The 12716-nt window shown below is 59.3% G+C and carries 10 protein-coding genes; 8 read left to right on the top strand and 2 right to left on the bottom strand.

Features of this window, described 5'->3' with window-relative positions; translation table 11 throughout:
* Positions 1 to 31 precede the first annotated feature (31 nt).
* Positions 32 to 1198 carry a DUF418 domain-containing protein gene (locus tag AC5LBQ_RS00895; RefSeq protein ID WP_493264339.1) on the bottom strand — a complete coding sequence of 389 codons (1167 nt, stop codon included), beginning with the start codon at positions 1196 to 1198 and terminating at the stop codon, positions 32 to 34.
* Between the two features lie 48 nt (positions 1199 to 1246).
* The gene (locus AC5LBQ_RS00900) at positions 1247 to 2530 is read right to left on the bottom strand and encodes a diaminopimelate dehydrogenase (protein ID WP_493264340.1); all 1284 of its coding nucleotides are present in this window, start codon (positions 2528 to 2530) and stop codon (positions 1247 to 1249) included.
* Between the two features lie 209 nt (positions 2531 to 2739).
* Between AC5LBQ_RS00900 and AC5LBQ_RS00905 the strand changes: the two genes are divergently transcribed.
* The 8 genes from AC5LBQ_RS00905 to AC5LBQ_RS00940 all read left to right on the top strand — a co-directional run bounded on the left by AC5LBQ_RS00905 (position 2740) and on the right by AC5LBQ_RS00940 (position 12701).
* Positions 2740 to 3306, top strand: a complete 567-nt coding sequence (locus tag AC5LBQ_RS00905; protein WP_307742010.1) for a 2-oxoacid:acceptor oxidoreductase family protein — start codon at positions 2740 to 2742, stop codon at positions 3304 to 3306.
* Positions 3307 to 3372: 66 nt separating this feature from the next.
* On the top strand, positions 3373 to 4731 hold the full coding sequence (locus AC5LBQ_RS00910; RefSeq protein WP_297589764.1) for a transketolase C-terminal domain-containing protein: 1359 nt from the start codon (positions 3373 to 3375) through the stop codon (positions 4729 to 4731).
* Positions 4732 to 4751: 20 nt separating this feature from the next.
* The gene (locus AC5LBQ_RS00915) at positions 4752 to 5903 is read left to right on the top strand and encodes a thiamine pyrophosphate-dependent enzyme (protein ID WP_307742009.1); all 1152 of its coding nucleotides are present in this window, start codon (positions 4752 to 4754) and stop codon (positions 5901 to 5903) included.
* A 42-nt stretch (positions 5904 to 5945) separates the two neighbouring features.
* Positions 5946 to 7595 carry an NAD(P)-binding protein gene (locus AC5LBQ_RS00920; protein WP_282922478.1) on the top strand — a complete coding sequence of 550 codons (1650 nt, stop codon included), beginning with the start codon at positions 5946 to 5948 and terminating at the stop codon, positions 7593 to 7595.
* A gap of 225 nt (positions 7596 to 7820) precedes the next feature.
* A complete protein-coding gene (locus tag AC5LBQ_RS00925; RefSeq protein WP_295027305.1) occupies positions 7821 to 8030 on the top strand; it encodes a hypothetical protein in 210 nt (69 codons plus the stop codon).
* On the top strand, positions 8027 to 9883 hold the full coding sequence (locus AC5LBQ_RS00930) for a lipase family protein (protein ID WP_493264341.1): 1857 nt from the start codon (positions 8027 to 8029) through the stop codon (positions 9881 to 9883). Before AC5LBQ_RS00925 ends, AC5LBQ_RS00930 begins: the two co-directional genes overlap by 4 nt.
* A gap of 194 nt (positions 9884 to 10077) precedes the next feature.
* A complete protein-coding gene (locus tag AC5LBQ_RS00935) occupies positions 10078 to 11715 on the top strand; it encodes a cell wall-binding repeat-containing protein (protein ID WP_493264342.1) in 1638 nt (545 codons plus the stop codon).
* A gap of 236 nt (positions 11716 to 11951) precedes the next feature.
* The gene (locus AC5LBQ_RS00940; protein ID WP_493264343.1) at positions 11952 to 12701 is read left to right on the top strand and encodes a M48 family metallopeptidase; all 750 of its coding nucleotides are present in this window, start codon (positions 11952 to 11954) and stop codon (positions 12699 to 12701) included.
* Positions 12702 to 12716 lie beyond the last annotated feature (15 nt).

Below are 12716 nucleotides of genomic sequence, written 5' to 3' on the forward strand. Positions count from 1 at the left end.
GGTCATCGCTATGTCTTGAACATACTCGAGCCTAAGCCAGATTGGTCGGGGCAGACCCGTCAGAATTCTCAGCAGTGTGGTTAACAGCGGGAGGATCGCTGAGGCGCGCCAGGAAAGCCTCCAGCGGACCTTTGCCGAACCGTAACCGCCACAGGCTCGCGGCCAGTAGGAAAACCGCAATCATAATGATGAGGGAGGGGATGAGCCCGGGATACCCGAACAGACGGAACGTAATCGCGTGCCAGATGACGTGGAGGGTATAGGTGGTCAGCGCCATCGAGCCCAATGCCGCCACCGGAGATAAAAACCGGTTGAAAGTCGGTCCTGCCAGCAATGTCAGGGAAGTCAGTCCCACGCACCAAGCCGTATTTGCCACCGTCTCCGCTACGGAATCAGTATGCGGAGCGATATAGACCAGGGTTTGATACCAAAACTGGGCCGGGGTGGGGTTGGCGATAGACAGGGTGTCTTGATTGAGAATGACCCCGGAAATCCGTCCCAGACGCAGGGAGTCAACGGCGGTCCCGACTCCGAAAATCACGAAAGCCACACCGAGCCCGAGGCCCGCACCGTACTTCTGCAGTCGACGCGACTGCGGGCTCACCCCCGCCCAACCCAAACGCCACAGAATCAGCCCGGTGAGCACATAGATGAGGAACGTGGGCATCTGGTAATCATTGAGCCCCAGGACGACGCCGATTTCGGACGGTAAAAACAGCAAATTGAGATAGTGCCACAGCGGAATACCCACCACCAGCAACAGTCCGATGACCCACAGCAGACCCGGAACGGACAGGCCCGAAAGAAGCAGCACACAAACCATCCACACCCCGTAGTTATCGAGAATCAGCAGGATACGGGTGTTGATGAGACTGAGCAGGGCAGCGATGAGGATTAAGACAGCGGCACGCACCAGAATCTTTTCACTGTAATAGCGACGCGACAGTGCGGGGGAGCCAGCAAAACGCCGCGCCAAACGGTCTTGCATAATGCCCAGTGAAACCCCCGCGAGCAGCGCAAACAGTGGAGCGGAACGTCCGTGAGACAAGGCCATCACGCCAGAGACGGGACCTTGCACCGAAACCCACATATGAGCCGTGAACATGCCCAAAATGGCCAGGCCGCGAGCCATATCCAAGCCGACGACCCGACCGGTCAGGGCCGGTCGACCCAGCAACCGCTGCGCAAAATCCGTCACAAAGGCAGTCTATCTGACCGGAGACTTCAGAAAAGCCCCCAGACTAGGCTACGACCCGGAAGTCTGGAAACGGAGCTTTTCTGGCGGGTCGGGGTGCATCCAGATGGGGGGAATTTCCATCATCGTGTGTGCCCCGGACCAGCCAGCTTGCCCGGCACGGTAAGCCGCCCGGGCCGCTGCCACCATGACGTAGGCCGTGAACTCGGGGTTGTCGTCCATGTCGATTTCCAACTTAATCTGTTCGTTGACTCCTTGGGAAGTCGAGGCGCGCGACAGAACCAGCCCCGCGTGGGTCAGTCGCGAGTGGAACTCGCGCATTTCGTCGGGGCTCAGGAACGTGACCTGGGTGTCGTAGTCAGCGAACCAGCCCGGCATTTCCATGATTTCCTCACGCAGCTGTTCCTTGTCGTAGGCCGGGTCAGCCACCACATAGCACTCCATATAGTGCAGGGCTTTGCGAGAATCATCATAGATAGGTTCCCCGTTCAATACCGCCGTGAGGGGATCCTCTTTGGGCACCTGGTAAGCCACCGCGTCCAACACACCCTCGAAGGTGCGGATTGCGTTGGACCACTGCATAGAAATACCGCGCCCCCAAAATGTGTAGGTTTTCGTTTTCGGGAACAGGGAGTCAGAGATAATCCGGAACATTGACATCAGTCCGGGTTCCCACCCCACCGCGCACAAAGACACGTGTTTGGTGGATTGCCCCACCTGGTCCACCGCCGCGAAATAGTCGGGGAAAGCCTGGTAGACGGGTTGAAAAACGGGTTCTTTGATGAATGCGGGCAGCATCATGCCCGAGACTTCATGAATGCCCTCATCGGGGTTTTCCTCCTCTGACGTGCCGGGAGCCGCGTTTGTGTCCGGCGACGTGTCTGGCGTCGCCGCAGACGCATCAGCCGTTTGCTCCACGCCCGCCGCGGCGTCACGAGCCGCCTGGCGCTGGGCGATGTCTTTCGCCATCCGTTCCAGTTCCTCCAGGCGGAGCTGGCGTTTCGCTTCGACTTCCTCGGCGGTGGGCGGTGTGCCGCGCAAGGGGTGGGAGTCGACCGTGTGGAAGTATTGGGCCAGTTGCGGGGTTTCTTGCTGCAGTTTCGTCCCCAGGGTGTCACAGATAATGACGACATCGATACGGTCGGCAAACTCTGCCACCTTGTCAGTGGGGTAAACCTTGGCATAGGAATTTTGGAGTTTTTGCGGGTCGCGCTTGGAAAAAATCGCCACCAGTTCCATGTCGCGGCACTTGCCGACTGCTTTGGCAGCTGCCTTGCCGTAGTTGCCGAATCCGACCACACCGACGCGAATACGAGTGTCTTCTTGCTGTGTCATTGCTTGCCCCCATTGGCTCGTCCTTTTGATTACCTTAGCGTTAATTGGTGTGAAATAAGGGAGAATCGGGGGTGCTTCAAGTTTTAAGAAAGCCAGGACTGTCTTTAAATTCAAACACAGTTCAATAGTTGCCAAAAAATGTTTATTGAGAATTCTTGGAATTCTCCAGTTTGGAGGACAAAACCTGGTGAACAACATAGGGTCGAAACATGGTTGAAATTCGAGTACATGGGCGCGGTGGTCAGGGTGTGGTCACCGCTTCCGATTTAATGGCTTACGCGGCTTTTGCTGACGGCCACCACGCCCAAGCCTTCCCGTCTTTCGGGTCGGAACGGACCGGCGCTCCCGTCGTGAGCTATTGCCGGATTGAAGATAAAGAAATTCGCTCCCGGGAACCCATCTTGGATCCCGATATTGTCATCGTCCAAGACCCGACCTTGCTGGCCATTATGGATCCGTTTTCGGGACTGAAAGACAACGGGTATGCGCTGGTTAACTCCCAAAAGACTGCCGCTGAACTGGGCGTATCCGAGTTGGAGGCGAGGCTGCCGCGGGGTCACTTTATGGCGATGCCCGCCTCTGAAATCGCCCTGGAAAAGCTGGGACGTCCCCTGCCGAACGCAGTTTTGCTGGGCGGGTTGGCGGCTCTGACCGGGATTATCAAACTGGAATCGGTGGAGGACGCCATCCGCGGCAAGTTCAAAGGCAAAGTCGGCGACTCCAACGTGGAGGCCGCCGCCGCGGCCTACGAATATGTGAAACACAATATGGCCTGAGAGACGCCAACGGTACCGGGACGGTGTGGTGCGCCCCGGACTTCACACTAAAAGGAAGAAGAAACAATGCTTAAACAAATCGAAGGCTCCCAGGCGATTGCCCGGGCTGTCGCGGCTTGCCAGCCCAACGTGGTCGCCGCCTACCCCATCAGTCCCCAAACTCACATCGTCGAGGCCCTGTCCGCCCTGGTCAAATCCGGGCAGCTGGAACATTGCGAATACGTCAACGTCGAGAGCGAATTCGCGGCCATGAGTGCCTGTATCGGCTCCTCGGCAGTGGGGGCGCGTTCCTACACCGCCACCGCTTCGCAAGGTTTGCTCTATATGGTCGAGGCCGTGTACAACGCTGCCGGCCTGGGCTTTCCCATCGTGATGACCGTCGCGAACCGGGCCATCGGCGCGCCCATCAACATTTGGAACGACCACAGCGACTCGATGAGTCAGCGCGACTCCGGGTGGCTACAACTGTTCGCCGAAAATAACCAAGAGGCCGCAGATCTGCACGTACAGGCGTTCCGAATTGCGGAAGAACTCAGCGTACCGGTGATGGTGTGCATGGACGGCTTTATCCTCACCCACGCGGTCGAACAGGTCGACCTGCCCGAACCGGAGCAGGTCAAACAGTTCCTGCCGCCCTACGAACCACGCCAGGTACTGGACCCCGATGACCCGCTGTCTATCGGCGCGATGGTCGGCCCCGAAGCCTTCACAGAGGTGCGCTACATCGCCCACCACAAGATGCTCCAAGCTCTCGACCTCATCCCTCAGGTCCAGTCCGAGTTTAAGAGTATTTTCGGGCGCGATTCCGGCGGCCTGCTGCACACGTACCGTTGCGAGGACGCCGAAACCATCATCGTGGCGCTGGGCTCCGTGGTCGGCACGCTAAAAGACGTGGTGGACCAACGCCGCGAGAACGGCGAAAAGATCGGCATCATGTCCCTCGTGTCCTTCCGGCCCTTCCCCTTCGCCGCTATCCGCGAGGTCCTGCAGGGCGCAAAGCGCGTAGTCTGCCTCGAAAAAGCCTTCCAGCTGGGGATTGGCGGGATTGTTTCCTCCGAGTTGCGTGCGGCCATGCGCGGCCTGCCGTTTACCTGCTACGAAGTCATCGCCGGACTGGGCGGACGCAACATCACCAAGAATTCACTGCACGCCATGCTGGATCAGGCCGCGGCGGACACCCTCGAGCCCCTGACCTTCATGGACCTGGATATGGAACTGGTGCGAGGGGAACTGGAGCGGGAGGCCGCCACCCGGCGCTCCGGCGCTTTTGCCACCAACGTGCAACGCGAACGGGTGCTGCGCACCAACGCAAAGATTGCCGAATCCGGGCCGAAACCCAAGGCGGACAAGGTCGGCAACCCGCGCGTGGCTTCCCCTTCCATCAAGCAAGACGCCGTGTCGGTAGTGCCCGACCAGGCTGAATAAGCCGGAACAGAGGAGAAAAAATGACTGAAATCACTCAATCTGCACAGACCGAAATTCCGGCCCGCGAACAGGTCAAGTTCTATCAAGTCGGCTCGTTCGCCGTGGGTAACCGTTTGGCGGACCTGCAGTGGCGCTCCCTGCAATCCGACCCGAACCGGAAAAACTCCCTGACCTCGGGACATCGCGCCTGCCAGGGCTGCGGCGAAGCGCTGGGGGCCCGTTACGCTATCGATACCGCCACGGCCGCGGCCAACGGCAAAATGGTGGCTATCAACGCGACCGGGTGCTTGGAGGTGTTTTCCACCCCGTACCCGGAAACGGCGTGGACGATTCCCTGGATGCACTCCCTGTTCGGTAACGCTGCCGCCGTGGCGGCCGGAGCGGCCGCGGGTTTGAAAGCGATGGGCAAGGACGATATTCGCGTCGTCGCCCAAGGCGGGGATGGCGGTACCGTCGATATTGGTATGGCCTGCCTGTCCGGGATGTTTGAACGCAACGACGATGTCCTGTTCGTCTGTTACGACAACGAAGCCTATATGAACACTGGGGTGCAGCGTTCTGGTGCGACCCCAGCGGCGGCGCGTACCGCGACGACCCAGCCGGTCGGCGAACATCCCGGCAACGTATTCACCCAGGGCAAAGACATGCCGCGGATTGCGATGGCTCACGAGATTCCTTACGTCGCCACCGCGACCGTAGCGGATTTGCGTGACCTGGAGTACAAGGTGCAAAAGGCCATGACCTACCGCGGGGCGCGCTACCTGCACGTTTTGGTGCCCTGCCCGTTGGGATGGGGCTCGAACTCGAACCTGACGGTCACCTTGGCTCGCTTGGCGATTCAGACCGGGCTGTTCCCGGTGTATGAAGCGGAAAACGGGGAGATTACGTCCGTTACCAAGATTCGCCGTCCCGCCCCGGTCGAGGCTTATCTGAAGCCGCAGCGTCGTTTCGCTCACGTGTTCAAAGGGCCGGATTCGAGCGAAGTGTTGGCGCGGATTCAAGCCATTGCGGACCGCAATATTAAACGTTACGGCTTGATTGAGATGGATTCGCTGGACGAGGACGTGCGGGAACGTATCTTGAGCGCCCCCGATGACCCGGCGGGCCGTTTTGCCGCGGCACTGCCCGGCCGGCAGGTAATGGACGTGAGCAGCGAACCCGAGGCGGACTAACGGACGCCCGGAAAGCTATAAAGAAGTTAGAGGAAAACGAAGATGACACAAGCCAAAGCTGAACTGAAGAAAGAGGAGACCATTCCTTTTGCGATTACCCTCGAAGTCGGTTCTTCCCTAGAGAACGAAACCGGCTCGTGGCGCACCGAACGGCCCGTCTACGTGAGCAACCTGCCGCCGTGTAACAAGGCCTGCCCGGCCGGGGAGAACTGCCAACGATGGCTGTTTTACGCCGAAGAAGGCAGGTATCGCCAGGCCTGGGAACAGATGATGGCCGACAACCCGCTGCCGGCGGTGATGGGACGCGTGTGCTACCACCCTTGTCAGACCGCCTGTAACCGCGGCATGGTGGACGAAGCGGTGGGTATCAACGCGATTGAACGTTTCGTGGGGGACAAAGCCCTGCTGGAGGGGTGGACGGTCGGTCTGCTCGCCCCGGAAAGTGGCAAGAAAGTGCTGGTCGTGGGGGCAGGACCTTCCGGGCTTTCCGCCGCCTACCATCTGCGCCGGATGGGCCACACCGTCACGGTACGCGACGCCGGTCCGATGGCGGGAGGCATGATGCGGTTCGGGATTCCCTCCTACCGGCTGCCGCGCGGCATCCTGGATCAGGAAGTGAAACGTATCGCCGACATGGGGGTCACTTTCGAGTTCAACTCGAAGGTAGAGAACGTGGCCGATGTCGCCGGCGATTTTGACGCCGTGTTCCTGGCTATCGGAGCCCAGATGGGGCGTCACGCCGACATTCCCGCCGGGGATTCCGCGAAAGTCATGGACGCGGTGGATATGTTGGCCGACATGGAAAGCGACGAGAAACCGATGCTGGGACGCCGCGTCGTCATTTACGGTGGCGGGAACACGGCCGTGGATGCGGCTCGTACCGCGAAACGCTTGGGCGCCGAGGAAGCCATCATCGTGTATCGCCGGACCCGCGACCGCGCCCCCGCCCACGATTCGGAAATCATGGAGGCCGAGGAAGAAGGCGTCATGATGAAGTGGCTGTCCACCATTAAGCACGTGGACGGTGGGGCCATCAGGATTGAGAAAATGGTGTTGAACGAGGACGGCTTCCCGGTCGGCACCGGCGAATATGAGGAGTTGGGTGCCGATTCCGTCATTATGGCACTGGGCCAGGAAACCGATTTGGGTATCGTCGAGAACGCCCCCGGTATCGAGATTGAAAAAGGCGTGGTAAAGGTCGATTCCCGCATGATGACCGGGATGAAAGGCGTGTTCGCCGGGGGCGACATGGTGCCCTCCGAGCGTACTGTCACCATCGCCATTGGCCACGGCAAGAAAGCCGCCCGCTGTATCGACGCCTACCTTCATGGCGAGGAATACCGGGCGGGGGACAAAGCCCCCGACGCTTCCATCAAACGCATGAACACCTGGTATTATGCGGATGCTCCTCGCCGGATTCGCGACAAGATTGAGGGGCCGCGCCGCGCCTCGACCTTTGACGAAGTCGTGCAGGGCTTGGACGAAGAATCGGCCGTTTTCGAGGCTCGCCGCTGCATGAGCTGCGGAAACTGTTTCGGATGCGACAACTGCTTCGGGGTCTGCCCGGACAACGCCATCACCAAGATTCGACCCACCGAGTACGTGTTCAAATACGACTACTGCAAGGGCTGCGGCATCTGCGCCGAAGAATGCCCGTGCGGGGCGATTTCGATGGTTCCCGAAAATATTTAGACCCGGTTAGGGTGCCGGCTCGGTCAAGGGTTTGTAAAAACTTGGCCGAGCCGGTGGGTTTTTAGGCGGTTTTTCACGCAAAAGTCCGGGTGTTGTGGGTTTTCCACAAGCTCGGCCAGGCCGGGTTATCCACTTTTAAAACGGTCACAAGTACGGTGGGGCAGTTTCTCCGGTTACGTTGGGTGTGACGGAGCCTCACGGGTGACGGGGAAAAGGGGAAACATTATGGCGCAGATGTGTTACTGGGGATTGTTCAGCCGACAGCACGCCCAGGCGTTAGCGTATTTTTGCAAGGGTGAAAACCGGACGTGGCTGGGACTGGCGGCACAAGCCTATAACGATCAGTGGCGAGACCGGCTACGGGACTTAGAAATTTTGGGCGACTATATAAACGAGTTGGAGGACGCGAAAGCCAGCTTGGAGGCACTGCTGTGAGTTGGCTCGATGATGTGTCTCTCGGGGACGACCGCAGCCCGGTGGTGGGACACCCCCAAGATTTTTTGGTGGGCGGGGGACCTGGCTTGTGCGTGGACACCGAAGAAATGGAGCGGATGGGTGCGAGCCTGCAGCACAGCGCCCAAGCCCTGGACGTGTTGAGTCACTGGATACCGGCTGAGCAGTCCCGCCTGGCGCACCGGTACTATGTGGTTCACGCTCGCCTGGTGAGTTTGTGTGAAACCCCGGAAGGCGCCGCCGAATACGGTCCGCAGCTGGCGGCCCTGGAGTCGGCCTGGGTCCGGTTCGAGGATGCCGCGGCGGTGGCATGCCACGGCAGCTGCGGTACCGTGGCACTGAGCCAGAAAATCGGGGCGTTATCCCATCAGCTCGAACGGGCCACGGGTCTGTATAAACTGACCGAGGACGACCTCAGGAACCTATTCGCAGCCTTTGATTTTGAAACTATTATGATGCGCCTGGTGGCTCAACATCTGGCTTTACGACAATACTTCCCCGCTAGTTTCACCGTCGATGGCCGGGTGTATCACACGAAACAGATGAGCGATACGGAGCTGGCCGCATTGTTCCTATCATGGATGCAGGCAAAGCTCGGAGCCCAGTACTACGGGGCCTCGAACTCGCTGCAGGTCAGCGGCAACGGTTGGAACGCCATTCTGCACACCCCCGGCTTCGAAGATTCCCCGGAACTAAACGCCGCTTTTGACGGCTGGTTTGACAAAGTCACTCCACAAGAGTTGATTCATGCCTACGAGTGGGATGACCCCTTAACCGTGGCCGGGGTATTGCTCTTTGGACCGATACAGTTCTTTACCTACCGGGGCCTATTGGAAAAAACCGGTGCCGTCCCGCGGAAAACCGTTCCTTTCGGCAAACAGCTGCCCGCACTGTGGCTGCGAACCTACGACCAGACCCTATATGCCAAGTTTGCCGCCAGCCAGCAGGAGACTCGTGATGCCCGCCGGGCGAATTTTTCCAAAACTCCTACCGGCGAGCTCATCGGGGTAAACCGGGCGCAACGCTTGGAGCACAAAGTATTGGCGACCCAGGACTACGACCCTCGTAAACAGGGCGGAGGCGCGGGTCGGGGGCGGACGATGGAGGGCAGTCAGGCTGGGGCTACCCGAACGTTGCCGAAAAACCCTGGTGACGTGTTCCGTTACTCCAACACGATTGACCCATACGGGGACAATGGGGCATTTGAGATTCAACGCTGGCGCAATGCCGCGGGTCAGAAGGGAGTACGGGTCATCCTGCGCGGCACCGAGAGCTGGGATGCCGGTTCGGGGATGCCTCAGGATATGTTGACGAACACGGAAGCGGTGGCGGGAATGAAAACGGGTCCGGCGCGGGCGGTCGCGGCGGCGCTGGAACACATGAATGTGGACAGCGCCACACCGGTGGAACTGGTGGGACACTCCCAAGCCGGGATTGTGGCGGCGAACCTGGCGGCGGATCCGTCCTTCACCAGCCGCTACAACGTGCGTTCGGTGATTACGGCCGGTTCGCCGGTGGCGGGAGCGATGGGCCGGGTACCCGAAAACATCCACATGATTTCGTTTGAAAACAGCAACGACCTGGTGCCCAAGTTGGAAGCAGGGCTGAACCCGGGCTCAGCGAACCACGTCACGGTGTGGGGCAACCGAGGCAGTCTGTATAACATTCCCGAGGCGCACAATCGGGACTCGGTTTATGCCCAAATGGCAGACGATTTCCTGAATGCACACTATTCGCAAGGTGATTATTTCCTGAAATGTCGTAACAATGACATGAATCTTAATGAAAAAATCGTGTTTGCCGATTCTCAGAGGTTTGAAATTACCCGTAAATAATTCATAGAAGAATTGCAGGTTAACTCGTTGAGAAAGGAAATTCTACAGGAAACAAATTGCGGTTTTTCAGGCATTTTCCATGAATAATCAGGGGAAACACCCTTCCGTTTGAGGGGGTTAAAACGTTACTATTATAGGGAAGAAATGGCGTCTTGGAGATGCTGAAAACAAACAGGGACAGGTGAATAAGGATTATGAAACCGAAGACCCCGAACATGGATGTAAAGACGAACGAAGGTTCGCAAATCGGCACGGCGATGCGTCCGATGGTACACGGGCGCGTTCGTTTTGGGCGCTTCCTGGTTGGCGGCACCGCGCTGGTGGCTATGGTGGCTGTGGCCATGCTGGCCGGCAGTCCAGATTTGAGCCGTTCTCCCGTCTTGGGCCAGCCCCAACAGACCACGAACGCCGAAGCCGGAAACTCCTCTGTAGCCGAACCTTTGGCTCCCTCCGCAGCAGCTCCCGCGCAGCCGAATCGTATCGGTGGCGGCGGCCCCACCGCGACCGCGATTGCTATTTCTCGGACGGCTTTCCCCGGCGGAGCCTCGGAAGTTTACGTGGCGCGCAACGATAATCCGGTTGACGCGCTGGCGGCCTCAGTGCTCCCGAACGGCCCGATTTTGCTGGTTCCGTCCTCGGGTAATGTCCCGGCTGATGTCTTTAATGAAATTAAGCGTTTGCACCCCTCCAAGGTTGTAGTCCTTGGCGGCGAAGGTGCGATTAGTGCCGATGTGGCCGGCCAGCTCAGCACCTACACCGGGGTCGCCAATGTGACCCGTCTGGCTGGACCGAACCGTGTGGCTACCGCGGCTGCTATCGCCAAGTATGCCTACCCCAACGGCAACGCCAAGGTTTACGTCGCTGACGCGATTGGTTCCAACGGTTTGGGTTCCCCGGATGCGGCCGCCGCGGGCGTGCTGCGTGACGGCCCGATTGTCACCGTCAGCGGTAACGGCGCCGACATTGCCACCGCTGCCAGCACCGTGAAAGCTCTGGGCGCCTCCCAGGTCGTAGCTTTAGGCGGCGAAGGTGTGGTTCCCAGTTCCCGGCTCAGCCAGGTGGCAGGCGGGGCGACGACCGCTCGCATTGCCGGAGCGGATCGTTACTTGACCGCTCAGGCTATCAACCAGACGGTGTTCCCCAGCGCCAGCCACGTTTACTTGGCTTCCGGCTCTGACTTGGTTTACCCTCTGATTTCCGGCTCGCTGAGCGATGGCCCGGTGCTGTTGGTTCCCGCCAATGCCCAGGGCAACACTCGTAACCTCGTCACGGCCTTCGGCAACCCGACGGTAACCGCTATCGGAGATGCCAGCGTGGTGTCGGACAGCGTGTTGAATGTGGCCGCTGGTTTCTCCCAGCCCACTCAAGCTAAGGCTCCCTCTTCCGCTCCGGTTGCCGGGGTATCCCAGGTTTACACCAAGTACTCGATGCAGCCCTCTCCGGCTGACCAGGCCCGTGAAGAAGCGGTGTTCAACGCCATCAACGCGACACGTAACAGTGCGGGTGTCCCGTCCTTGACGCGCGACCCGGTGATGGATGACGCGGCCCGCGCTTGGGCGCAGCAAGTCGCTCGCACCGATGTGTTTGTGCACTCCAACGGCGCGTTGAAGTACGCGGATTTGTTCCCGGCGGGCTGGAAGTTCGCTGGCGAGAACATGGTGGGCTACTACAATGTTGACCCGGCCGCTTACGCCGCGGGCTCCACGAAGGCTTGGGTGGCCTCTCCCGGTCACTACCGCAACCTGATGGATGCGCGTTTCAACCGCACCGGTATTGGTACGGCCACCGGCCGCCAGTGGGTGTACACGGTCCAGAACTTCGGACAGTACTGAGTCTTTTAGGGAAACCTCCCTTTCATCTCCCTGAGTTTCGGTGTCAAGCATGCTTGGCACCGAAACTTATTTCACCAGAGCTTGGTGGGACGCGAGGAACTGCCCGGCTGGCTCGCGAGTTCATCAGGCACAGGGGGTAGTGTATGAAATCTGCGATTAAATCGGGGTTGCTGGTCTATATGACCACGAAGGCCGATTTAATCGCAGATTTGAAACAGGTCGGGTAGCATAGGGCGATGTCTGTTATGGCCGGAAGCAACAAAAAAGCCCGCCGGACACGCGATGAGGGCGTGTACTGGTTGGACGACACCCCGGTGTACCTGACGCGAAAAAATGTGCGCAACCTGCGGCTACGTATTAATGAACGCGGCGAATTCCATCTCTCTATTCCCTGGCGGGCATCGATGTCGATGGCTCGGGACTTCCTGCACGAACAGGCTGCCTGGATTGCTCGGCAGCGGGAGCGCTTCGCTAGGCGACAAGCAGCGCAACCCCGACTGGTGGATGGCGAAACGGTCGCGTGGTGGGGTCAAGACGTCCCCCTGAAGATCGTGGAGGACCCTCGCCCTAGCGCCCGTGCCACCGCGGAAGTGAGCGCCGGAGCGATTGTACTGCACCTGCCGGTGGGAGCCCCCCTGGAAAAACGCCAAAGAGCTTTGGACAAATTGCGCAAAACATCCCTGGAAATCCGGTTGGCTCCGGTTTTGGCCAAGTGGGCGGCGGCTTTTGAGATCGAGCCCGGACCGGTGCGGATTCGCCGCATGAAGTCACGTTGGGGATCATGCAACCCGCGCACGCGGGCGCTGACGTTCAACCTGGAACTGAGCGCGAAAGATCCGAAGTACCTCGACTACGTGGTGGCTCACGAGTTTACGCACTATTTTCACCCCAACCACGGCCCCGAATTTCATGCTTTGCTATCTGCCAAGCTGCCCCAGGAACGCCAGCTGCACCGCGCTTTGAACCGGCGCAGAAACACCACTTGAAATCCAAACCACACC

It is taken from the genome of Mobiluncus sp., assembly GCF_985070215.1.